The organism is Mariniflexile jejuense (genome assembly GCF_042675665.1).
Classification (GTDB): Bacteria; Bacteroidota; Bacteroidia; order Flavobacteriales; family Flavobacteriaceae; genus Mariniflexile; species Mariniflexile jejuense.
This window is the reverse complement of sequence record NZ_JBHTJI010000001.1, coordinates 1,584,539-1,605,794: the sequence shown is the minus strand read 5'-3', so window position 1 is coordinate 1,605,794 and position 21,256 is coordinate 1,584,539. Positions and strand designations below refer to the sequence as shown.

General features: G+C 31.5%; 27 protein-coding genes. 14 read left to right on the top strand and 13 right to left on the bottom strand.

What is annotated here, in order from left to right; all coding sequences use genetic code 11:
* Positions 1-46: 46 nt before the first annotated feature.
* On the bottom strand, positions 47-691 hold the full coding sequence (gene pyrE, locus ACFQ1R_RS07025; RefSeq protein ID WP_379926319.1) for an orotate phosphoribosyltransferase: 645 nt from the start codon (positions 689-691) through the stop codon (positions 47-49).
* A gap of 130 nt (positions 692-821) precedes the next feature.
* On the opposite strand from pyrE, the gene ACFQ1R_RS07020 reads away from it, so the two are divergent.
* The 3 genes from ACFQ1R_RS07020 (at position 822) to ACFQ1R_RS07010 (ending at position 3,653) form a co-directional block, all read left to right on the top strand.
* Positions 822-1,403, top strand: coding sequence for an NUDIX hydrolase (locus tag ACFQ1R_RS07020; RefSeq protein ID WP_379925430.1), 582 nt, complete (start codon positions 822-824; stop codon positions 1,401-1,403).
* Positions 1,404-1,506: 103 nt separating this feature from the next.
* Entirely contained in the window at positions 1,507-1,878 is a 372-nt protein-coding gene (locus ACFQ1R_RS07015; protein WP_379925429.1) for a hypothetical protein, read from the top strand.
* A gap of 110 nt (positions 1,879-1,988) precedes the next feature.
* On the top strand, positions 1,989-3,653 hold the full coding sequence (locus ACFQ1R_RS07010) for a SulP family inorganic anion transporter (RefSeq protein WP_379925428.1): 1,665 nt from the start codon (positions 1,989-1,991) through the stop codon (positions 3,651-3,653).
* A gap of 88 nt (positions 3,654-3,741) precedes the next feature.
* Here ACFQ1R_RS07010 and coaD read toward each other — a convergent pair whose 3' ends face one another.
* Positions 3,742-4,197, bottom strand: coding sequence for a pantetheine-phosphate adenylyltransferase (coaD, locus tag ACFQ1R_RS07005; RefSeq protein ID WP_379925427.1), 456 nt, complete (start codon positions 4,195-4,197; stop codon positions 3,742-3,744).
* Positions 4,198-4,271: 74 nt separating this feature from the next.
* Entirely contained in the window at positions 4,272-5,249 is a 978-nt protein-coding gene (locus ACFQ1R_RS07000; protein WP_379925426.1) for a D-alanine--D-alanine ligase, read from the bottom strand.
* A 159-nt stretch (positions 5,250-5,408) separates the two neighbouring features.
* On the opposite strand from ACFQ1R_RS07000, the gene ACFQ1R_RS06995 reads away from it, so the two are divergent.
* On the top strand, positions 5,409-6,038 hold the full coding sequence (locus ACFQ1R_RS06995) for a PASTA domain-containing protein (RefSeq protein ID WP_379925425.1): 630 nt from the start codon (positions 5,409-5,411) through the stop codon (positions 6,036-6,038).
* A 48-nt stretch (positions 6,039-6,086) separates the two neighbouring features.
* A complete protein-coding gene (locus tag ACFQ1R_RS06990) occupies positions 6,087-7,130 on the top strand; it encodes an RluA family pseudouridine synthase (RefSeq protein WP_379925423.1) in 1,044 nt (347 codons plus the stop codon).
* A gap of 38 nt (positions 7,131-7,168) precedes the next feature.
* On the opposite strand, the gene ACFQ1R_RS06985 is transcribed toward ACFQ1R_RS06990, so the two are convergent.
* Genes ACFQ1R_RS06985 through ACFQ1R_RS06965 form a run of 5 tightly spaced genes read right to left on the bottom strand, consistent with a single transcriptional unit; the run spans position 7,169 to position 11,311 of the window.
* Positions 7,169-7,657: a DUF192 domain-containing protein gene (locus tag ACFQ1R_RS06985; protein ID WP_379925422.1), complete on the bottom strand. Its 489-nt coding sequence runs from the start codon at positions 7,655-7,657 to the stop codon at positions 7,169-7,171.
* A 1-nt stretch (position 7,658) separates the two neighbouring features.
* Entirely contained in the window at positions 7,659-8,588 is a 930-nt protein-coding gene (lgt, locus tag ACFQ1R_RS06980; RefSeq protein WP_379925421.1) for a prolipoprotein diacylglyceryl transferase, read from the bottom strand.
* Between the two features lie 32 nt (positions 8,589-8,620).
* Entirely contained in the window at positions 8,621-9,748 is a 1,128-nt protein-coding gene (locus tag ACFQ1R_RS06975; protein WP_379925420.1) for a peptidylprolyl isomerase, read from the bottom strand.
* Positions 9,749-9,750: 2 nt separating this feature from the next.
* Positions 9,751-10,299 (bottom strand): gliding motility-associated peptidyl-prolyl isomerase GldI, encoded by a 549-nt coding sequence (gldI, locus tag ACFQ1R_RS06970; RefSeq protein ID WP_379925419.1) that lies wholly within the window; start codon positions 10,297-10,299, stop codon positions 9,751-9,753.
* Positions 10,292-11,311: a DHH family phosphoesterase gene (locus ACFQ1R_RS06965; protein WP_379925418.1), complete on the bottom strand. Its 1,020-nt coding sequence runs from the start codon at positions 11,309-11,311 to the stop codon at positions 10,292-10,294. Before ACFQ1R_RS06965 ends, gldI begins: the two co-directional genes overlap by 8 nt.
* A gap of 89 nt (positions 11,312-11,400) precedes the next feature.
* On the opposite strand from ACFQ1R_RS06965, the gene ACFQ1R_RS06960 reads away from it, so the two are divergent.
* On the top strand, positions 11,401-11,820 hold the full coding sequence (locus tag ACFQ1R_RS06960) for a nucleoside-diphosphate kinase (RefSeq protein WP_379925417.1): 420 nt from the start codon (positions 11,401-11,403) through the stop codon (positions 11,818-11,820).
* A gap of 79 nt (positions 11,821-11,899) precedes the next feature.
* Here the strand turns inward: ACFQ1R_RS06960 and ACFQ1R_RS06955 are convergent, their stop codons facing one another.
* The 5 genes from ACFQ1R_RS06955 to recF all read right to left on the bottom strand — a co-directional run bounded on the left by ACFQ1R_RS06955 (position 11,900) and on the right by recF (position 14,590).
* A complete protein-coding gene (locus ACFQ1R_RS06955; RefSeq protein ID WP_379925416.1) occupies positions 11,900-12,091 on the bottom strand; it encodes a cold-shock protein in 192 nt (63 codons plus the stop codon).
* A gap of 143 nt (positions 12,092-12,234) precedes the next feature.
* Positions 12,235-12,426, bottom strand: coding sequence for a cold-shock protein (locus ACFQ1R_RS06950; RefSeq protein ID WP_034044451.1), 192 nt, complete (start codon positions 12,424-12,426; stop codon positions 12,235-12,237).
* Positions 12,427-12,524: 98 nt separating this feature from the next.
* The gene (locus tag ACFQ1R_RS06945; RefSeq protein WP_379925415.1) at positions 12,525-12,821 is read right to left on the bottom strand and encodes a DUF721 domain-containing protein; all 297 of its coding nucleotides are present in this window, start codon (positions 12,819-12,821) and stop codon (positions 12,525-12,527) included.
* Between the two features lie 6 nt (positions 12,822-12,827).
* Positions 12,828-13,514: a 2'-5' RNA ligase family protein gene (locus ACFQ1R_RS06940; protein ID WP_379925414.1), complete on the bottom strand. Its 687-nt coding sequence runs from the start codon at positions 13,512-13,514 to the stop codon at positions 12,828-12,830.
* Complete coding sequence (gene recF, locus ACFQ1R_RS06935) at positions 13,511-14,590, bottom strand: DNA replication/repair protein RecF (protein ID WP_379925413.1); 1,080 nt, start codon at positions 14,588-14,590, stop codon at positions 13,511-13,513. Before recF ends, ACFQ1R_RS06940 begins: the two co-directional genes overlap by 4 nt.
* A 142-nt stretch (positions 14,591-14,732) precedes the next feature.
* Here recF and ACFQ1R_RS06930 point away from each other — a divergent pair, with 142 nt between their 5' ends.
* The 8 genes from ACFQ1R_RS06930 (at position 14,733) to ACFQ1R_RS06895 (ending at position 21,226) form a co-directional block, all read left to right on the top strand.
* Positions 14,733-15,503, top strand: coding sequence for a tetratricopeptide repeat protein (locus ACFQ1R_RS06930; RefSeq protein ID WP_379925412.1), 771 nt, complete (start codon positions 14,733-14,735; stop codon positions 15,501-15,503).
* Position 15,504: 1 nt separating this feature from the next.
* The gene (ribH, locus tag ACFQ1R_RS06925) at positions 15,505-15,990 is read left to right on the top strand and encodes a 6,7-dimethyl-8-ribityllumazine synthase (protein ID WP_379925411.1); all 486 of its coding nucleotides are present in this window, start codon (positions 15,505-15,507) and stop codon (positions 15,988-15,990) included.
* A gap of 62 nt (positions 15,991-16,052) precedes the next feature.
* Positions 16,053-16,373, top strand: a complete 321-nt coding sequence (locus ACFQ1R_RS06920) for a hypothetical protein (RefSeq protein ID WP_379925410.1) — start codon at positions 16,053-16,055, stop codon at positions 16,371-16,373.
* Positions 16,374-16,390: 17 nt separating this feature from the next.
* Positions 16,391-16,678, top strand: coding sequence for a riboflavin synthase subunit beta (locus tag ACFQ1R_RS06915; protein WP_379925409.1), 288 nt, complete (start codon positions 16,391-16,393; stop codon positions 16,676-16,678).
* Between the two features lie 3 nt (positions 16,679-16,681).
* Entirely contained in the window at positions 16,682-18,532 is a 1,851-nt protein-coding gene (mutL, locus tag ACFQ1R_RS06910) for a DNA mismatch repair endonuclease MutL (RefSeq protein ID WP_379925408.1), read from the top strand.
* Between the two features lie 2 nt (positions 18,533-18,534).
* On the top strand, positions 18,535-19,302 hold the full coding sequence (locus ACFQ1R_RS06905) for a rhomboid family intramembrane serine protease (protein WP_379925407.1): 768 nt from the start codon (positions 18,535-18,537) through the stop codon (positions 19,300-19,302).
* Positions 19,302-20,192, top strand: coding sequence for a rhomboid family intramembrane serine protease (locus ACFQ1R_RS06900; RefSeq protein ID WP_379925406.1), 891 nt, complete (start codon positions 19,302-19,304; stop codon positions 20,190-20,192). The genes ACFQ1R_RS06905 and ACFQ1R_RS06900 overlap by 1 nt, the downstream gene beginning before the upstream one ends.
* A gap of 2 nt (positions 20,193-20,194) precedes the next feature.
* Positions 20,195-21,226, top strand: coding sequence for an endonuclease/exonuclease/phosphatase family protein (locus tag ACFQ1R_RS06895; protein ID WP_379925405.1), 1,032 nt, complete (start codon positions 20,195-20,197; stop codon positions 21,224-21,226).
* Positions 21,227-21,256: the final 30 nt, after the last annotated feature.

Below are 21,256 nucleotides of genomic sequence, written 5' to 3'. Positions count from 1 at the left end.
GTTGGGCATGGTTTAAACAGCCATACAACTTAACAACATACTTTAATCAAATAGCGTTCCATTCACTAGGGTTGGTATTCCATTCCGATAAAGTTGCTGCTTCTTTTTCAGAAATATAATTGGTTTTTAAAGCTTGTTCAAGTAAACTATTATAATCGCTTAAGGTTTGAAGTTTTATATTTTCAGATTCAAAATTTTTAATTGAAACATCAAAGCCATATGTAAAAATAGCAATCATACCTTTTACATTTACACGTGCTTCTTTTAAAGCTTTTACAGCATTTAAACTGCTTCCGCCAGTACTAATCAAATCTTCAACCACAACTACATTTTGTCCATGTTCAATAAAACCTTCAATTTGGTTTTTTCTGCCATGGCCTTTTGCATCTGGTCTAACATAAATAAAAGGTAAACCCATATATTCTGCCACCAACATGCCAATACCAATTGCGCCAGTAGCTACACCAGCAATAACATCGGGTTTGCCATATTGTTTTTCAATTTGTTTAGCCATGGTTTCACGAATGTAGTTTCGTATGGGCGGAAATGATAATACAATACGGTTATCACAATAAATAGGTGATTTCCAACCAGAAGCCCAAGTAAATGGCTCCTTAGGGCTAAGTTTTATAGCATTAACTTGCAATAAAACTTCAGCAGTTTTTCTAGCAATATCTTTATTAAAAATCATAGCCACAAAAATAAACATAAATTTAGTTTTTGTTACTGATGAACGATTGAATAAAAATATTTTTTTTAACAATGCATAGTTTGTAACTAAAAATGATATTTTTACAAAAATTGTAATTATTAATTAAGGAATGTATAAAGTTTTTGTTGGTGATAAACCCATAATTTTAACAACTATTGTTGAGCAAGAGACAAATTTTAAAAACTATTTGCTTGATACTGTTAATATTGGAAAAGTTATTAAAGAACTAAATACTACTAAATTAGAAGAAGTTCGCCTTATTCATAAAAATGCTGAAAAGCTGCTTAAAAAGTTTTTAAAGAAACTTCCAAACGTTGTTGCTGGTGGTGGAAAAGTGTTTAATAATAAAAATGAGATACTTTTTATATACCGAAATGATAAATGGGATTTGCCAAAAGGAAAAATAGAAGGTACAGAAAGTATTGAAAAAACAGCTTTACGCGAAGTAATGGAAGAAACTGGTGTAGCTGGTTTAGAAATAACAAAACCGTTAGAAACTACCTATCATATTTTCAAACGTAACGGAAACCACCGAATAAAAGTAACCTATTGGTTTGAAATGAAAACAGCATTTGAAGGTGTTTTGTATGCTCAAGAAGAAGAAGGTATAACCAAAGTAGAATGGTTAAATCAAGAACAAGTTTGTGATGCCCTTGAAAATAGTTATGCTAATATTAAAGCTTTAATTTAAATAAAGTTAGAAATACAAAATCCCTCTCGATTATAAACTGCTATTAATTAACATTTTGAAGTTGTTGTAATTTTTTAATCTCTCAAAAAATTAAAAAAGTTACATGAAGAATTATAAATTATCGTTTGGAGAAATTATTATAATAGACGAAAACTTAGCAGAAGTAATCGTAAATGAAGGGGTTGTAATGAATGATATTATGGTAGATGAATATCACGATTTCTTATTAAGTTATTTAAAAGCACCATTTTCATTATTGATAAATAAAAAGCATTCTTATGCGATGACTTTTTCTGCCCAAAAAACTATAGCAACCTTAAAAGAGATAAAAGCAATGGCAGTTTTGTTTTCTTCAGTAGGTGGCTTAATGTCAACTGAAACACTTATGAATCTTGGGGAAAATAAAGATTTAAATATTAGATTATTTCAGAAAAGAGAAGATGCTTTAAATTGGTTAAATTCTTTAGAATCATAAAAATCTTAGTTCTTCTCAAACGTTTTAGTAGGAATGTAGACTTAAAAACGCATTTCTTTGCTCTAACTTACATATTAAACGTAAATTTGCCACCTCATTAAAAAGAAATCATGACCGAATTTGTAAGGAAGATAACACCAAACATTAAAGATGATGTTTTGGCAGGTATAACCGTTTCATTAGCAATGATTCCCGAAGTTGTAGCGTTTGCTTTTGTTGCACAAATAGATCCTTTGGTAGCACTTTCTGGAGCTTTTATCATAGGTTTAATTACAGCTATTTTTGGAGGTAGGCCAGGTTTAATTTCTGGTGCAGCAGGTGCTGTTGCAGTTATTTTTGTGCATTTAATTTCTGAAGGTCATGCTAAAGGAATGTTGTTTGATGTTCCAGTTGAAAACATGGGTTATTTCTATTTGTTGGCAGCCGTTATATTAATGGGTGTATTCCAAATTGGTGCTGGTGTATTTAAATTGGGGCGTTTTGTGCGGTTAATTCCACATTCTGTAATGCTTGGTTTTGTTAACGGATTAGCAATTGTAATTTTTCTAGCACAAGTGCGTATGTTTTCTCATAAAGAATTGGAAATAAGCGTTGATGGTGTTAAAAATTATATAAACATTCCCATGCAAGGCACAGAATTGTATGTTATGCTTGGTTTAGTTTTATTAACTATGGGCATTATTTGGGGTTTACCTAAACTTACAACCAAAATTCCTGCTGCTTTAACTGCAATTTTAATTACAACAGGTATTGTAGTGTTTGGTGGTTTAGATGTTAGTACTGTTGGATCTTATATTATTGAAGGTGGCGGCAATGGGCTGAAAGGTGAATTTCCAACACCAAATTTAGAATTATGGCAGTATTTACCATTTAATTTAGATACACTTAAATTTATATTACCTTATGCGTTTCTGGCAGCTTCGGTTGGGTTGATAGAATCGTTAATGACCATGAATTTAGTTGATGAACTAACTGAAACGCGTGGTAATGGTAATAGAGAATGTGTTGCCCAAGGTGCAGGAAACATGTTAAGTGGTTTGTTTGGTGGTACTGGTGGTTGTGGTATGATTGGGCAAACCGTTATCAATATTAATGCTGGTGGACGCGGACGATTATCTGGGATAATGATGGCATTAACCTTATTAACTTTCATTTTATTTACCGATAAGTATATTGAACAAGTGCCAATAGCTGCACTTGTTGGTGTTATGTTTATGATGGTAATTGAAACATTTGCATGGTCTAGTTTTAGGATTATAAGGAAAATACCAAAATCGGATGCGTTTGTTTTAATTATCGTATCGGCAGTTACCGTTATTTACGATTTGGCAATTGCGGTTTTTGTAGGCGTTATTATTTCTGCATTGGTATTTGCTTGGGAAAACGCTAAAAAAATTAGAGCCAGAAAACGTTTTTCTGAAGATGGGAAAACTAAAACATACGAAATTTGGGGACCTTTATTTTTCGGTTCTATTTTAGCTTTTAATGATAAATTTGATGTGAAAAATGATCCTGAACATGTTGAAATTGACTTTGTAGAATCGCGCATTAGCGACCATTCTGCTTTAGAAGCTATTTTTAATTTGGTTAATAAATATGAAGCTGAAGGAAAAACAATTAAGCTTAAGCATTTAAGTGAAGATTGTAAAATATTACTTTATAAAGCAAGTCCGAAATTTAGAGAAGTTATTGTTGAAGCTATTGATGACCCACGTTACTATTTGGCCGAAAACCCAGAAGCATTTACAAAATCGTTAAAAGAATATAAATTTTAGATTGTTAGACTTTTAGATTGATAAACAAATGAATTCATAACAACTTCTAGCCATTTAATAATCTAGTAATCTAACAAGCTAAAAAAACCTATTTCACTCTAACACTATCAGGTACAAACTTGGTGTAATCGCCATTGTTTTTAATAACATCGCGTACAATAGATGATGATATAAAAGATGTTCTAGCTGAGGTTAATAAAAACACGGTTTCAATAGTTGCTAAGCGTCGGTTTGCATGAGCAATGGCTTTTTCAAATTCAAAATCGGCAGGATTTCTCAAACCACGTAAAATAAATTCGGCACCAACATTTTTACAAAAATCAACTGTTAAACCTTTATAAGTTACAATTTTTACTTTTGGTTCATCGGCAAAAGCATTTTCAATAAAAGCAGTTCGTTCTTCAAGAGAAAACATGTATTTTTTATCAGAATTAACACCAATAGCAACAATTACTTCATCAAAAAGCGTTACACCACGTTTTATAATATCGTAGTGTCCTAAAGTTAATGGGTCAAAAGAACCCGGAAATAATGCTTTTTTCATGTTTTTTTTATTCCTGTAAAGGCAGGAATCTTGTTGTTTAATTGTCTAAAATCAAATATAGTCAATAATTATTATTAATTTTTTAAAGCTTCTTCTATTGCATTATCAAATAACTCAACCAAAGTAATACCTGCAGCTTTAGCTTGTTGCGGTAAAATACTGGCTAATGTTAACCCTGGTACGGTGTTAACTTCTAATAAATGTGGTTCACCATTTTTAAAAATATATTCGCTTCGGCTAAAACCTTTCATTTTTAAAACTTCGTAAACTTTTTTAGCTACGGCAGTTACTTTTGTTTCTTCATCTTCAGATAATCTGGCAGGCGTTATTTCTTGCGATTTACCCAAATACTTTGCTTCGTAATCAAAAAAATCATTTTCACTAACAATTTCGGTTATTGGCAATACTTTGGTTTCACCTTTATAGGTAATAACACCAACCGAAACTTCAGTACCATCTAAAAACGATTCAATAATAATTTCATCATCTTCCTTAAAAGCAACTTCAATGGCGTTTTTTATATCTTCCTTTTTATGCACTTTGGTAACACCAAAACTACTTCCTGCCTTATTAGCTTTAACAAAACAAGGTAAACCTACTTTGGTAATAATAGTTTCTTCATCAATAACATCGCCTAAATTAATGTAGAAAGATTCGGCAGTTTTTATGCCATACGGCTTTAAAACACTTAAGCAATCACGTTTATTAAAGGTTAATCCAGCTTGGTACATATCACAACTTGTTTGCGGAATATTTAGCAATTTAAAATAGGCTTGCATAAAACCATCTTCACCTGGCGAGCCATGAATGGCATTAAAAACACAATCAAATGTTATTTTTGAGTTGTTTACAGTCACTGAAAAATCATTTTTATCAATATTGAATTCTGCGTTGTTGCTATCAACATAAACCCATTTTTCTTTAAAAATATGAATTCTGAAAGCGTTGTATTTTGAAGCATCTAGGGTTTCAAAAACCACATTTCCACTTTTTAATGAGATTTGGTATTCACTTGAATAGCCACCCATGATGATAGCAATATTTTTTTTCATATCGTATAATTTGTTGTTTTTTTTATGGAGAAAATCTTTATATAAGTCTAAAAGTTACAATAAAACGTATCTATTATTAGTTAAGCTAAAATATCACTTAAATTGCAAAAGAAAAAACAGTTCTGTTTTTATATATTTGCCTAATCGAAAATTTTATAAATGAGCATTACTAAATTTCTAACCAGTAAAGTATTTTTTAAACAAGTATTACTAGCTATAGGTGCGGTAGTTGTTATTAGTTTTATCATTTTAAGATGGTTAAGCTTTACAACAAACCATGGCGAGTTTGAAACAGTGCCAATGCTAAAAGGAAAATCGTTAAGTGTAGCAACTATTGAGTTAGACGAGCATAATTTGGTTATGGAAATTCAAGATTCTGCAAATTACAATCCAGATTATCCTAAGTTTTCGGTTATAGACCAAGATCCACAAGCAGGAGCCAAGGTTAAGGAAGATAGAAAAATTTATATTACCGTAAATCCTTCAGGTTACCGAAAAATAACTGTTCCCGATTTAAAAGAACGTACTTTTAGACAAGCAAAACCAACCCTAGAGGCTTTAGGTTTTAAAGTTGGTAAAATTTCTTATATTGATAATATAGCCAAAGATTTAGTATTAAAAGTACAATACAGAGGTGTAGATATTAAAAAAGGAGAGAAATTGCCAAAAACAACAGCTATAGATTTAGTGTTAGGAAATGGTAGTAAAGGTGGTTTTTCAGAAACGGTTTCTGATAGCTTATCTATAAATGGATCTGAGGATATTTTGCCTCCTTCAGATTTAAACTAAATATTAAAAAGTAAATTTTACTGTTTTAATACAGTTACTAAATTCCCTATGGAAGATTATACCCCAGATTTTATTGATGATGAAAGTGACCTTTATGAACATCATGCATTTACTGTAGATAAAGGTCAAAATCCACTTCGAATAGATAAATATTTAATGAATTTTGTTGAGAATGCCACTCGAAATAAAATTCAAGCTGCAGCAAAAAATGGAAGTATTTTTGTTAATGGAACTGCAGTAAAATCAAACTACAAAGTAAAACCTCACGATAAAATTCGCGTGCTTTTTACGCACCCGCCACACGAAAATTTACTGGTTGGTGAAAATATACCGCTAGATGTTGTTTATGATGATGATGAACTTTTGGTTGTAAATAAACCAGCAGGCATGGTTGTACATCCTGGGCATGGAAATTATTCTGGTACACTTATAAATGCATTAATTTATAGATTTGAAAATTTGCCTAATAACTCTAGCGAGCGTCCGGGTTTGGTGCATAGAATTGATAAAGATACTAGCGGACTTTTAGTTATTGCGAAAACTGAACATGCCATGACGCATTTATCGTTGCAGTTTGCTGAAAAAACTAGCGAACGCGAGTATGTAGCTATAGTTTGGGGTAATATTGAAGAAGATGAAGGTACTGTAGAAGGTAATATTGGCAGACATCCAAAAAACAGATTACAAAACACCGTATTTCTTGGTGATGAAGCCGATAAGGGAAAACCTGCCGTAACACATTATAAAGTTTTAGAACGTTTAGGTTATGTAACCTTAGTGTCATGTAAGCTTGAAACAGGTCGTACGCATCAAATACGTGTACATATGAAACATATTGGGCATACCTTGTTTAATGACGAGCGTTATGGTGGTGAAAAAGTTTTAAAAGGAACTACATTTACCAAATACAAACAGTTTGTAGATAACTGTTTTAAAGTATTACCAAGGCAAGCATTACACGCTAAAACACTAGGTTTTGTACACCCAAAAACAGGAAAATTTATGCAATTTAATACGCCAATTCCAGATGATATGGAACAATGTATTGAAAAATGGCGTACATATTCGAAGCATCAAGGTTTAGAGGAATAATTGTTGAAAAGTTAACCAGAATATTTAAAATAAATATGCTACTCTGTATAGCTTATAGTATTCCCAACTGCAAGTCCCCAAGTATCAACCAAACCCGCATTTACCTCTAAAACATATTTTGCGGGTAGGTTAGAAGGTAGCGAAGTTTCATCCATTGGTTTCGCATTTTTTTGAAAACTTACTATGGTTTTATTGGCGTTTATATAGATAATGTCTAACGGAATTTTTGTGTTTTTCATGTAGAAAAAGCGTTCGGTTTCATCATCAAAAATGAATAACATGCCTTGGTTTTTTGCCATCAGGTCACGATACATTAAACCAGTTTGTGTTTCAAATTCGGTGTTAGCTATTTCTATATCTAAAGTAATTGCTGTAGAATCTGTTTTAGTAATTTTTAATTCGCCTTCTTTTTTAAATGTAATTTCTGTTTGTGTAACTACATTTTTATCGTCTTTACAAGCTGAAATACTAAAATTAAAAAAGCTTAAAGTGAAAATAAATGGTAAAGAAAAGCGTTTTAAAAACATGTTATTTAGTTGATGTTTTAGGTTTGTAAACAAACATAAAATACAGTCCAATAATAATAAATGGAATACTTAACCATTGCCCCGTGTTTAAACCAAACCAGTTAATATATTCATCGCCTTGTGGTTCTTTTACAAACTCAACAAAGAAACGAATGGTCCAAAGTAAAATTAAAAATAGTCCGAAAAGGAAGCCAGTTTGGTTTCTTTTTTCAGTTTTAGAATAGAAATACCATAAAATTAAGAACACAAAAATATAGCAAAACGACTCGTATAATTGTGCAGGGTGGCGGTAAGGAACAGCATTTAATAATTCAATAAATTGTGGGTTATCAGTGACAGCATTATATGCTTTTTGAACATCTTTAATGCCCGTTAATTGTACAATTTGATTTTTGTAATATTCATCTTGAATGAAACGAACACCAAAAGCAGAATCGGTAATTTTTCCAATAATTTCAGAGTTTATAAAATTTCCAATACGAATAAAAACAGCTCCAGAAGCTACCGAAATTACCACACGATCTAATATCCAAAGCAGCGATTTGTAGTTGTATTTTTTTCGGTATAAATACATGCCAATAATAATGCCAATGGCAGCGCCATGGCTTGCTAACCCTAGAAACCCTGTAAACTCTATGCCGTTTTTAAAGCTGAATGGTAAAAATATGCTAAAAAAATCTTCAAAAATTAATTCAGATTGGTAAAACAATACATGTCCTAAACGTGCGCCAATCATTGTAGCCAAAACGGTATATATAAACAAAGGATCTAAATAGTCTAATGACACTTTTTCTTTAGTAAAAATACGCTTCATAATAAACCAGCCTACAACAAAAGCGACCATCCACATAAGGCTGTAAAAGTGTAATTTAAAGTTTCCAATAATGTCGAGTCCAGTTATAGGATTCCAATCAAAAGTTAATAAGTACATGTGTTATAGTTTTTACTTAAATTTTTAAAATATTAGTTTTGAAGTTCTACAATTTCAACTTCAAAAATTAAATTTGTTTTGGGCGGTATGCCTCTATTACCAGTTTCGCCATACGCCAAATGGTAAGGTATGAACAAAGTAGCTTTATCGCCAACATGTAATTGTTGTAAACCTTCTTTAAAACCTGCAATCATTTGTGCATCAGGACTAATATCACATACTATGGGTTGGTATTGGTTGGCGGTTTTGCGGTATTCATTTACAATATTAAATGTTTCGGCAGTTTCTAGTTTGTTAGTATCTAGCAGTTTACCATCTTCAAAAAACAGAGTGTAATTGGCTAAAACTTTTGAGGTTTCAGTTAGTTTTTCACCAGTTCCTTTTTCTGTAATAGTATACTTTAAGCCAGATTGTAAAGTAATTGCTTTTTCTTGTTGTTTATTAAACTTGTCTTTAGTTGCTTTTAAAAGTGCTTCAGATTTTGCAATTCGTTCTTTTTCAATTCGTTCAGCTTCAGCAAAATGATTGATAAAAATTTTAGGTGCATCAAATGCTTTGGCTGCTTTTCCTTTTCTTATAATGTTTACTTCTTTTAAAACAACATCAACAAGTGGTTTGTTGTTACTGTTAGTTTCAACATTTGAAATGCTGTCTTGCACATCTAAACCTAAAATAAGTTCGCCAAAAACGGAATGTTTGTTGTCTAAATGTGGTTTTGGAACTTCAGTAATAAAAAACTGACTACCATTTGTTTTTGGCCCCGAATTCGCCATTGATAAAATACCAGGTTTATCGTGTTTTAAATCAGGATGAAATTCATCCATAAACTTATAACCAGGATTTCCTAATCCGGTTGCTTTTGGGTCGCCACCTTGAATCATGAATTTGTCCATAACACGATGAAAAATGGTGCCGTTATAGAATTTTTTTCCTTTGTAAGCACTATCAACCATTGTGTTTGTGCCTTCAGCAAGTGCTATAAAATTTGCTACCGTTATAGGTGTTTTATCATATGCTAGTTTGGCTACCATAGTGCCTTTTGTAGTTATAAATTCTGCATAAATACCGTCTTCTAAATCGGGGTATTGGGCTTTACACGATGAAAATGCAACTAATAAAATGATGAATGATATTTTAAAAGACAATCTTAAGTTGTTCATTTTTAATCTGCTTGATTTTGGGTAATTGAATTGATGGTTACTTCGCACATTAAAGGCATGTTGCCACCTATTTTATGTTCGTCGCCATAATAGCCATATGCTTTTTGAGATGGAAATAAAAAGGTAACTGTTTCGCCGGTTTTCATAAGTTTTAAACCTTCACGTAAACCCGTAAATAGTTCTTCTTTATCCATGGTATAGGTTTGTGTTTTTAGCTCTTCTTTAGAATATATAACGCTACCACTTAACGATTTTACATTGTAATTATAGTTAACAATATCACCAAAGTCTGGTTTTTCAATAGAGTCGAATTCAACTTTGGTGTTGTAGTAGTACCAAAATCCGCTAGATGAAGCAATGTAGTCTTTATCTTTATGCTGCTTCATTATTTTTTCTATTTGAGATTGCTCTTTGGCGAACAATTTTTTATTTCGTTCTACAGAAGCATCAATAAAAGAACCAGATTTTACAGAAACAGGACGTCTGGCTTCAGGTTGTTTACAGCTTACAGCAGCGAGTAAAATAAGTGCAATTAGAAATAGTTTATTCATTATTTAGGGCTTTATTATAACTAGGCAATATACTAATAAATTTTTCAACCGTATGGTTTAAACTTAAATAGCTTTTTCCGCCAGCAGCATTTATATGACCACCGCCTTCAAAATGGGTTCTAGACATGTCGTTTACCGAGAAATTACCTTTAGAGCGTAACGAAATTTTAACAATACCTTCTTGTTTGTCTTCAATAAAAATGGCTGCAAGAATAACGTTTTCTAATGATAAACCATAGTTTACAATGCCTTCAGTATCACCTTTTTTGTAATCAAATTTATTTAATTCTTCTTGTGAAAGTGTTATGTATGCTGTTCTAGATTCTGGAATAACCTTTAAATTAGTTAATGCACAACCCAATAATTGCAAACTGTTGTAGCTATTGGAGTCGTACACGTTATTATGAATTTGCGCATTATCGGCACCTTTTTCAATTAGATGTGCTATAATTTTATGTGTTTCACTAGTTGTAGATGGAAACCTAAACGAACCCGTATCGGTCATAATTCCTAAATACAAGCAGGTGGCAATGGTTGAGTCTATCTCATTTAAATCGCCCAACATATTAATAAAATGATATACCATTTCGCAGGTTGAACTCATGCTAACATCGCTAAAAATGTATTTTGCATAATTGTCTGGTGCTTGATGGTGGTCAATCATTATCTTAACGGCATTACTTTTGGCAAGTGCGGTTTCCATATTACCAGCTCTGTGAAGTGCGTTAAAATCTAAAGTAAAAATAATATCGGCATCTTTAATTAAAGTATCGCAAACTTTAGTTTGCGAGTCGTGTTTTAATATGGTATGTTCTTCTGGAATCCATTTTAAAAAGTTTGGATAATCATTTGGAGCTATAATTTGCGCGTTGTGATTTCCTTTTTTTAAATAGTGATACAAGCCTAATGTAGAGCCAATAGCATCACCATCAGGGTTTTTGTGTGGAACAATCACTATTTTCTTAGGGCTTGATAATAAGTGTTTTATATCTGCGATATCTTGTTTTTTCATAGATGACGAATATACAATTTTTTTAAAATTTGATAGCCTTGTTTTTAATGATAAATACCGTACTTTTGCACAAAATTTAATAAAACAAAATGGCAACAAACAGAACATTTACAATGCTAAAGCCAGATGCTGTTGAAAAAGGACACATTGGTGCAATATTAGAGAAAATTTCAGCTTCAGGATTTAGAATTGTTGCAATGAAATTAACACAAATGACAACGGCAGATGCTAAAGCTTTTTATGCAATACATAGCGAACGTCCGTTTTTTCCAGATTTAGTAGAATACATGACACGCGGTCCTATTGTAGCTGCAATTTTAGAAAAAGATAATGCAGTTGAAGATTTTAGAACGTTAATAGGTGCTACAAATCCTGCTGATGCAGCTGAAGGAACTATTAGAAAATTGTACGCAGCGTCTATTGGTGAAAATGCAGTACACGGAAGTGATAGTGATGAAAATGCAGCTATTGAAGGTGCGTTTCACTTTTCTGGAAGAGAGCAGTTTTAAATAAAAGCTTCAATTTATAAATAGAAAATCCCGCAATTGCGGGATTTTTTGTGTCTTAAAAAAAATTAAAAAGTATATATTAAATTACTTTTACATTTACTGCGTTTAATCCTTTTTTACCTTCTTTTAATTCAAATTCAACTAAATCGCCCTCACGAACTTCATCAATTAAACCTGAAATGTGAACAAAATGTTCTTTTTTCGAACCTTCTTCAACTATAAAACCAAAACCTTTGGCATCGTTAAAGAATTTAACTGTTCCTTTACTCATACTTTAAATTATTAAATTAGATACCATAAATGTAATGCAAAAAAGTTTGAAAAAAAAAATGTTTTTTTCAGAAAGTCTATAAAAACAAAAAAGTCTATCAAAATGATTGATAGACTTTTAATGTAATTGTTAAAGTATATGTATTAGATTACTTTTACGTTTACGGCGTTTAAACCTTTTCTACCTTCTTGTAGATCGAATTCAACAGCGTCACCTTCACGAATTTCATCGATAAGTCCTGAAATGTGTACGAAATGTTCTTTGTTGTTGTCATCTTCAGTGATAAATCCAAAACCTTTAGAATCATTGAAGAATTTTACTGTACCTTTACTCATTGTATTTATTTATAAAAAATTTAAGTGCCAAAGGTAGTATAATTATTCAGACAACCTTGCTTTTTGTTGTTTTTTTTATTTTCAAGCGCATTATCTAATTATCGGAGAACCAGTTTTTTAATAATTTCTTTTCCTAAAGCCTCATTAAGCATGGTTATAATTTTTTCTTTGCCATAGCTTAATTCTTCACGCAATACACTCGAGCTAAGTTGTACATAAAGTGTATCGCGCTCAAGGTTTACAGCAGTTGTATAATTGTTTACTCCATTGCCCATTAAGTTTGTCCAGGCATCTGCAACATTTACTTTATTTAATCCTTTTTCAAGTTTATTAGTTTCAACAAATTCTTTAAGCGCATCTGCTATACTTATGTGTTCGTTGTTGCGTTTTGCCATTTGTTTTTAGTTTTTAATGCTGAATTCTGATAGTTTTTTTACAAATTTAGCTTTTTGATACCAATCATTGTATACTAATTCTATGGATTTAACTTCAAAGGTTCCGAATTCGTGATTTTTATATTTTTCAACAATTTCTAGAAATTTTGATTTATCAATTATTTTCTCTTTAAAGCGAAGTACTGTTGCATGTGCGGTTTGTATTGTATAACGCTTGTCAATACTTTGTTTTAATGTTGAATTTTTAAACTTAATTCTTAAATTATTTCTTGCATCATTTAATGCTTCGGTATTCATAAAACCTTGAACCATGATGCAAGACGTTGAAGCCGTAATACCTTTAAACTCTATTTTTAAGTTTGAAACATTTTGAATACTTTCATTAATTAATGTGATATATTCTGAAATATTAATGGATTTTAATTCAAAACCATCATAGCAAGATATAATAGACATGACCGTAATGTGAATATCCGAATTTACATAATAATATTGATTAGGGTCAATTGCTTTTAGTATATCTAAAAACTTTTGAATCTCATTTTTTATTGTTTCTGAAGGTCTTATTAAAAGTGTAATTCCAAAACGATTATCAGAAGGTGAATCAATTAATGTGTCAATATCATATGCGTCTGCTTCAATTTGTTTTATTGATGTTTTGTAAAGTGATTCATAATGTTCTTTTAGATTCATAGCCTAAAAATCTCATATGATTGATGTACTTGTTTTACAGCATTTTCGGTACGTTCGGCATGTGTATCGCTTATAAAAAGTTGTCCAAAATTTTCATCATCAACCAACTTAATTATTTGTGCAACTCTGTTTTCATCAAGTTTGTCAAAAATGTCATCAAGTAGTAAAATTGGGTTTACATTACTTTGTGCTTTTATAAAATCGAATTGAGCCAACTTTAGCGCAATTAAAAACGATTTTTGCTGCCCTTGACTACCAAATTTTTTAATAGGATGGTTTTCAATGTTAAAATGTAAGTCGTCTTTATGTATGCCTACACTTGTATATTGCAAGGTTTTATCTTTATTAATGTTTTTCTGTAATAGAGTATTTAAATCGGTTTCAAATAAATCGCTATGGTAATTTAATTCAACTACTTCATTGCCATTGCTAATAGCTTCATAACGAGCTTTAAATATAGGAATGAATGCTTTTAAAAACGCATCACGTTTTTCAAAAATAACAGTTCCAAAATCGTTTAATTGGTTGTTGTAAACCTCTAAAGTATCTTTATTAAAAGTATGGTTTAAAGCAAAATATTTTAAAAGTGCATTGCGTTGCGCCAGTATTTTGTTGTAATTAATCAGGCTGCTTAGGTAGGTTTTGTCGCTTTGCGAAATAACGCTATCAATAAATTTTCGGCGTGTGTCGCTACCTTCAATAATTAAGTCTCTATCGGCAGGTGAAATGATAACTAGAGGTAAAAAACCTATGTGTTCGCTAAATTTTTCATACGCTTTTCCATTGCGCTTAATTACTTTTGTTTGTCCGCGTTTTAAACTTACAACAACTTTTTCGGTTTTATTATCCTTTTCATAATCGCCATTAACCACAAAAAATTCTTCATCATGTTTTATATTTTGTGTTGCAACCGGATTAAAATAACTTTTTCCAAAAGATAAATGATAAATAGCATCTAAAATGTTAGTTTTTCCAATGCCATTATTTCCAACAATGCAATTTATTTTGTCGTTGAAAATGAACGATTTACTGTCGAAATTTTTATAATTTAATAATGAAAGTGATTTTAAAATCATACAAAAAGTTACTTAAAAGTATCAGCAAGTGGTCGCTTATTAATTAAGGATGTGCAAATTATTGAAAAATATCAAATAAATACCCTTTTAGTTATGAAGAAAAATTATATTTTTGCGGCGCATTAAAATTTAGACTAAATACATGGCAACTTATAATAAAAGAGGATACAAACCAAGAACAGTAGAGGAAAAGGTAGAAGAAGTAGAACAACACTCAACTACTGCCGAGGTTTTTAACACGCTTGACGAAACAGCATCAAAAACAGAAGATTTTGTAGCTAAAAATCAAAAATATATTTTCATAGTTATAGGTGTTGTTGCTGCAGTAGTTTTAGGTTATTTAGGGTATAACGAGTTTGTTGCAAAACCTAAACAGGTTACTGCTATGAACGATATGGCTCAAGCACAAAACTATTTTAACGATGCCGTAAATAGTACAGCAAAAGATTCACTTTTTACGCTTGCTTTAAAAGGTGGTGAAGGTAAATTTGGTATGTTAGATATTATTAAAGAACATAGCGGAACACCAGCTGCAAACTTAGCAAACTACTATGCTGGTACAGCTTATTTGCATTTAAAAGATTATAAAAAAGCTATTGAGCATTTAAACGAATTTACTAGTGATGATGAAATTTTAGCACCATTAGCTAAAGGAAATATTGGCGATGCGTTTGCGCAATTAAACCAATCTGATGATGCTTTAGATTATTATGAGCAAGCTGCAGAAATGCGTAATAATGAATACACAACACCAATGTATTTATACAAAGCTGGCGCAATTGCTTTAGAATTAGGTAAAGCTGATAAAGCACTTACGTATTTTAACAAAATTAAAGACGAATTTCCAAATTCATCTGAAGCTGCAACCATAGATGTTTTTATTGGTAAAGCACAGGTGTTGGCAAACAAATAATATGGCTACGGCAAACAAAAATTTATCAGATTACGATAAAACAACAATCCCAAATGCGAACAAGTTTCGGTTTGGGATTGTTGTTTCAGAATGGAATGATACCATTACAGAAGGCTTATATAAAGGCGCTTACGATGCTTTGATTGAAAATGGGGTGTTGCCTAATAACATTGTCCGTTGGGATGTTCCTGGAAGTTTTGAGCTTATTTACGGCAGTAAAAAAATGCAGCAACAATTGGTTAATGCTGTTATTGCCATAGGTTGCGTAATACAAGGCGAAACAAAACATTTTGATTTTGTTTGCGAAGGTGTAACACAAGGTATAAAAGACTTAAATGTTTTACATGAAACACCAGTGATTTTCTGTGTACTTACAGATAATACCATGCAACAATCAATAGACCGTTCTGGAGGTAAACACGGAAATAAAGGTACTGAAGCTGCTATAGCTGCCATAAAAATGGCGGAATTACGGAAAAACAGTTAGTAAAAAACATACAATCTTAAAATTCCAAATTCCAACAGTGTATTGTAAACCACTTTTGGAGTTTGGAATTTGTTTTTTTGGAATTATTTAGCATTTCAATTCTCGGTTTCTGCCTATTTTTAAGTATTTTTGAGGTAAAAGTAGTAGTAACTTTGTTTAAACAACGCAAACATAAAACCTTTAAGCATTCATCCGTTTTTTCAGAAGAAAAAAGTGCGGATGCAAATTTAGAGTTACCTAAGAAAAAAGACTTTGTTTCTAAATGGCAACGAGAAAGTACAGGCAGTAGAAAAGTAAAAGGCGCTATGTCTTTACCAATTCTAATCTTAGCTTTGGTATTATTATTGATTTGTATGTATGTATTGGATTCAAAATTCAATTAACTTAAAACTTAGAAATTATGGGAATCTTGAAATTGCGAAAAAACAAAAAGTACAGCTACACACCGCGTTATTTTGATGATAAAGGTGAAGGAAATCCGTTTGAAATAAAACATAAATTTGACGAACATAGAAAAACCGTTGGCGGTAATACAGGTTTTAAAACCAAACTAAATAACGCTTTAGACGATTTAAAAAACAATCCAGATAAAAAAGCAGATAGACGAATTCTAATTATAGTAGCTATTTTGGTTTTGGTGTTTCTTTTAATTATCGATTTCGATTTATCTATATTCTTTTCTAAATAATACATGGCAGACATTATACAGCTATTACCCGATCATGTAGCAAACCAAATTGCTGCTGGAGAAGTTGTACAACGTCCCGCTTCGGTGGTTAAAGAACTTTTAGAAAACGCCATAGATGCCGATGCTACCATTATTAAACTTATTATAAAAGACGCAGGAAAAACCCTTGTGCAAGTAATTGACAATGGAAAAGGCATGAGTGCTACCGATGCCAGATTAAGTTTTGAGCGTCATGCAACCTCTAAAATTCGTTCTGCCGACGATTTATTTCATTTGCACACCAAAGGGTTTCGTGGAGAAGCGTTGGCAAGTATTGCAGCTATTGCGCATGTAGAATTAAAAACAAAACAAGAACATGATGATGTAGGTACTGTAATTATTATTGAAGGCAGTTCTATTGTTTCTCAAGAAGTTGTGGTAACACCAAAAGGAACGTCACTTTCAGTAAAAAATCTGTTTTTTAATATTCCTGCGCGACGTAATTTTTTAAAATCGAATGCTGTTGAATTACGCCATGTTATTGATGAATTTCATCGTGTAGCTTTAGCGCATCCAAGTATAAGTTTTGTATTATATAATAATGGAAGTGAGGTTTTTAATTTGCCAATTAGTAATTACAGACAGCGAATTGTAAATATTTTTGGAACAAAAACGAATGAAAAATTAGTACCTGTTGAAGAAGAAACCGAAGTTTTAAAAATCTCAGGTTTTGTTGGTAAACCAGAATTTGCAAAAAAAACCAGAGGCGAACAATACTTTTTTGTGAATGATAGATTTATTAAAAGTCCGTATTTAAACCATGCTATTTCATCAGCGTTTGAAGGTTTATTAAAAAATGGCAACCATCCAAGTTATTTTTTAAACTTAAATGTCGATCCACAAACCATTGATATCAATATTCATCCTACAAAAACAGAAATTAAGTTTGATGATGAGCATACGCTTTATGCATTATTGCGTTCGGCAGTAAAACATAGTTTAGGGCAATTTAATATTGCACCTGTACTCGATTTTGAGCGTGATGCTAGTTTAGATACGCCATATAATTTCAATAATAAAGAAACAAATACGCCTGTTATAGAAGTAGATAGAAGCTTTAACCCATTTAAAGAAACCTATACTTCTGGCAAACAAACAACAGCATTTAAGAAACAAACTGTTAATAATTGGGATAGTTTGTATGTTGGTTTAGAATCAAAAGGAACAAAAACAGAACACGATTTTAGCGAAGTGCATTTTGAAAGTGAAGAAACAACGTTGTCTGTTTTTAGTGATGATAATGCTATAGAACAAGTACAAACTACCTATCAACTTCATAATAAATACATTGTTAGCACTATTAAATCGGGTATGTTAGTCATCGACCAGCATCGAGCGCATCAACGTGTGTTGTATGAAGATTTCTTGAAGAATTTAACCATAAAAGCAGGCGTAAGTCAGCAATTACTATTTCCGTTAGAACTTCATTTTTCTACACAAGAAATTCAAATAATTAATCAATTAAAAGACGATTTAGAACATACAGGTTTTGTGTTTTTAAACGTTACTAAAGAAACTGTTGAGATAGTAGGAGTGCCTGTAACGGTGCCAGATAGTGAAGTGTCTATAATTTTAGAACAATTAATTAGTGATGTTGAAAATGAAGTGCCAGATAGTCATTTTAGTACCACCGATTTATTAGCAAAATCGATGGCAAAAAGTTTAGCAATAAAACGAGGGCAATCACTTTTAAAAGATGAACAAGAGCATTTGGTAAACAAACTATTTGCGTGTAAAGAACCCAATGTATCACCAACTAACCGAACAACATTTGTAACCATGAGTGTTGATGAATTAGATAAAAAATTTATGTAACTATGATGCGAATTTCAGAAACCGTAAAGCACTTAATAATTATAAACGTACTCATGTTTATAGGTACATTGTTTGTTGCAAATGGTGCTTTTTATGAATGGTTTGCAATGTATTTTCCAAAAAACGATTTATTTAAACCGTGGCAAATAATAACACATATGTTTATGCATGGTGGCGGTTATTTGCAAAATTTAAGTATTACGCATTTGTTGTTTAATATGTTTGCTTTGTGGATGTTTGGTTCGCCAGTAGAGCAAGTTTTAGGGTCTAAGCGTTTTTTATTTATTTATATTTCGGCTGGTTTGGGTGCGGTAGCATTACAAGTTGGCTATTACTATTCGCAATATTTGCCTAATTATAATTCTTTAATAGCTTCTGGTTTAAGTTCAGACCAAATTCATTACATGCTTACATCTACTAAAGTTTTAGAAGGTGTTACACAGGCTCAATTTTTGCAATTGCAGGACATGTTTCAAGTTTTTAACGCGTCTATGGTAGGTGCTTCAGGTTGTATTATGGGTGTTATGGCAGCCTTTGCTATGATGAATCCTAATGCAGAATTGATGCTTATATTTCTGCCAATTCCTATTAAAGCTAAGTATTTCATTCCAGGAATTATTATCTTAGATTTAATATCTGGTGTTACAGGACAATCGTTTTTTAGTCCTAGTAATACCGCATATATGGCTCACGTAGGTGGTGCATTAACAGGCTTTTTTATAATGTGGTACTGGAAAAAAAATCAGTTTAATAATAACCGTTGGTATTAATGAGTTTAGCTAATGATGTAAAATATAAGCTATCTAACCTTAATGTTTTAGATAAAATTATAATAGTTAACGTTATAGTTTTTTTTATTGGTTTTTTACTGACTAAGTTTTTAGGCTTACCAGATAATACAAGTTTAAATTGGCTAGATTTACCAAGTGATTTTGGTGTTTTTTTTACAAAACCTTGGGCTATAATTGCCTATGCTTTTGTACATTATGATTTTTTGCATATTCTTTTCAATATGCTATGGCTGTATTTTATTGGGCGTATGTTTTTAAATTTATTTAGCGCTAAAATGGCTTTAAATATTTATATGCTTGGTGCTATGGCTGGCGGTGTTTTGTATATGCTATGCTACACATTATTTCCTAATGTGTTTACTGCTAATTCTAATTTGGTTGGTGCATCGGCAGCTGTTAGGGCGTTATTAATTTTTCTTTGCGCTTATTTACCAAATCAAGATGTGCGTTTTTTTGTGTTTAACATAAAACTTTGGCATGTTGGCTTATTTATAGTTGTGTTAGATGTTTTTGGTGTATTTTCAGGAATAAATAATCCTGTAACAGGAAATGCAGGCGGAAATTTAGCGCATTTAGGAGGTGCTTTGTTAGGGTATTTGTATGCAAAACAATTATTAGTTGGCAATGATATAGGAAAAGGTATTGAAGGTTTGATGAACCTTTTTACTCATATGTTTAAACCATCAAAAAAAGGACCGTTAAAAACGGTTCATAAAAATAAAAGTAAAGTTGGTGGTTATACGAAATCGGATTTTAACGAGTTTAATAACCAAAAGAAAATAGACGTTATTTTAGATAAAATTAGCAAAAGCGGTTACGATAGTTTAACAGCCGAAGAAAAAGAGTTTTTATTTAGGGCAGGAAAGTAAAAATGAAACAATTAAGCACCATAAACAAGGTTATATATGTTATCAACATGTTGGTTGCTTTTGTTTTGTTGCTAGCTTTTGTCTTGCCATTTTTACCTCCAAAAACATATTCTGTTTTATCTGTTCTTAATTTGGGTGTGCCTTTTTTAATACTAAGTAATGTGTTGTTTTTTTTGTATTGGTTGTTTAGAGTTAGAAAGCAATTAATACTGTCGTTAGGAGTTTTGGTAATTGGTCAAATAGCATTTGGCTCTTTATATAAGTTTTCATCTTCTAAAAAAATTGAAAATCCTAGTAATTTTAAGGTAATGAATTACAATGTTAGGTTATTTAATTTATTTGATTGGATTCCAGAAAAAGATATTGATACCAAAATTATTGAGTTTGTAAAAAAGCAAGAACCAGCTATTTTATGTATTCAAGATTATCATCCACGTAAAAATAACGATTTAGCCTTTTTCAAATACAAATACGAGCATCTTTCAGGAAAAAAAATAAAGCATGGTCAAGCTATTTTTTCACAGTTTCGTATTATTAATTCGGGATCGGTAGAGTTTCCTAATACTTCCAACAATGCTATTTTTGCCGATGTTGTAAAAGGGAAAGATACTATTAGAATTTACAACGTTCATCTAGAATCGTTACGTATCAATACCCAAATAGATAGCTTAAAAAATGCAAATTCTGAACGACTATTTAACAGGGTAAGTTCCACTTTTAAAATGCAACAATCGCAAACCGAATTACTTTTAAACCATAAAGCCAACTGCCGTTATAAAACAATTATTTGTGGCGATTTTAATAACACAGCATTTTCATATGTATATAGAAAAATAAAAGGCGATTTAAACGATACCTTTTTAGAAGCGGGCAATGGTTTTGGTAGAACATACGATTTTAAATTTTTCCCCGTTCGAATAGACTATATTTTTGCTGACGATGCGTTTTCTGTAAATGGTTTTAAATCGTATAATGAACATTTTTCCGATCATTATCCTATTTCAACAACTTTGAGTTTGTCAAATGATAATTAATTTCTGCTTGAAGGCATCAATTCTTGTTTT

Excerpts from the sequence above, each read along its gene's own strand:
- ACFQ1R_RS07015 (WP_379925429.1), top strand. The coding sequence starts at position 1,507 with ATGAAGAATTATAAATTATCGTTTGGAGAAATTATTATAATAGACGAA.
- recF (WP_379925413.1), bottom strand. The coding sequence starts at position 14,590 with ATGATTTTAAAATCACTTTCATTATTAAATTATAAAAATTTCGACAGT.
- ACFQ1R_RS06975 (WP_379925420.1), bottom strand. The coding sequence starts at position 9,748 with ATGAACAACTTAAGATTGTCTTTTAAAATATCATTCATCATTTTATTA.
- ACFQ1R_RS06995 (WP_379925425.1), top strand. The coding sequence starts at position 5,409 with ATGAGCATTACTAAATTTCTAACCAGTAAAGTATTTTTTAAACAAGTA.
- mutL (WP_379925408.1), top strand. The coding sequence starts at position 16,682 with ATGGCAGACATTATACAGCTATTACCCGATCATGTAGCAAACCAAATT.
- ACFQ1R_RS06915 (WP_379925409.1), top strand. The coding sequence starts at position 16,391 with ATGGGAATCTTGAAATTGCGAAAAAACAAAAAGTACAGCTACACACCG.
- ACFQ1R_RS07020 (WP_379925430.1), top strand. The coding sequence starts at position 822 with ATGTATAAAGTTTTTGTTGGTGATAAACCCATAATTTTAACAACTATT.
- ACFQ1R_RS06940 (WP_379925414.1), bottom strand. The coding sequence starts at position 13,514 with ATGAATCTAAAAGAACATTATGAATCACTTTACAAAACATCAATAAAA.
- ACFQ1R_RS06950 (WP_034044451.1), bottom strand. The coding sequence starts at position 12,426 with ATGAGTAAAGGTACAGTAAAATTCTTCAATGATTCTAAAGGTTTTGGA.
- ACFQ1R_RS06990 (WP_379925423.1), top strand. The coding sequence starts at position 6,087 with ATGGAAGATTATACCCCAGATTTTATTGATGATGAAAGTGACCTTTAT.
- coaD (WP_379925427.1), bottom strand. The coding sequence starts at position 4,197 with ATGAAAAAAGCATTATTTCCGGGTTCTTTTGACCCATTAACTTTAGGA.
- lgt (WP_379925421.1), bottom strand. The coding sequence starts at position 8,588 with ATGTACTTATTAACTTTTGATTGGAATCCTATAACTGGACTCGACATT.
- ACFQ1R_RS06905 (WP_379925407.1), top strand. The coding sequence starts at position 18,535 with ATGATGCGAATTTCAGAAACCGTAAAGCACTTAATAATTATAAACGTA.
- ACFQ1R_RS06965 (WP_379925418.1), bottom strand. The coding sequence starts at position 11,311 with ATGAAAAAACAAGATATCGCAGATATAAAACACTTATTATCAAGCCCT.
- pyrE (WP_379926319.1), bottom strand. The coding sequence starts at position 691 with ATGATTTTTAATAAAGATATTGCTAGAAAAACTGCTGAAGTTTTATTG.
- ACFQ1R_RS06955 (WP_379925416.1), bottom strand. The coding sequence starts at position 12,091 with ATGAGTAAAGGAACAGTTAAATTCTTTAACGATGCCAAAGGTTTTGGT.
- ACFQ1R_RS06895 (WP_379925405.1), top strand. The coding sequence starts at position 20,195 with ATGAAACAATTAAGCACCATAAACAAGGTTATATATGTTATCAACATG.
- ACFQ1R_RS06960 (WP_379925417.1), top strand. The coding sequence starts at position 11,401 with ATGGCAACAAACAGAACATTTACAATGCTAAAGCCAGATGCTGTTGAA.
- ACFQ1R_RS06930 (WP_379925412.1), top strand. The coding sequence starts at position 14,733 with ATGGCAACTTATAATAAAAGAGGATACAAACCAAGAACAGTAGAGGAA.
- ACFQ1R_RS07010 (WP_379925428.1), top strand. The coding sequence starts at position 1,989 with ATGACCGAATTTGTAAGGAAGATAACACCAAACATTAAAGATGATGTT.
- gldI (WP_379925419.1), bottom strand. The coding sequence starts at position 10,299 with ATGAATAAACTATTTCTAATTGCACTTATTTTACTCGCTGCTGTAAGC.
- ACFQ1R_RS06945 (WP_379925415.1), bottom strand. The coding sequence starts at position 12,821 with ATGGCAAAACGCAACAACGAACACATAAGTATAGCAGATGCGCTTAAA.
- ACFQ1R_RS06985 (WP_379925422.1), bottom strand. The coding sequence starts at position 7,657 with ATGTTTTTAAAACGCTTTTCTTTACCATTTATTTTCACTTTAAGCTTT.
- ACFQ1R_RS07000 (WP_379925426.1), bottom strand. The coding sequence starts at position 5,249 with ATGAAAAAAAATATTGCTATCATCATGGGTGGCTATTCAAGTGAATAC.
- ACFQ1R_RS06900 (WP_379925406.1), top strand. The coding sequence starts at position 19,302 with ATGAGTTTAGCTAATGATGTAAAATATAAGCTATCTAACCTTAATGTT.
- ribH (WP_379925411.1), top strand. The coding sequence starts at position 15,505 with ATGGCTACGGCAAACAAAAATTTATCAGATTACGATAAAACAACAATC.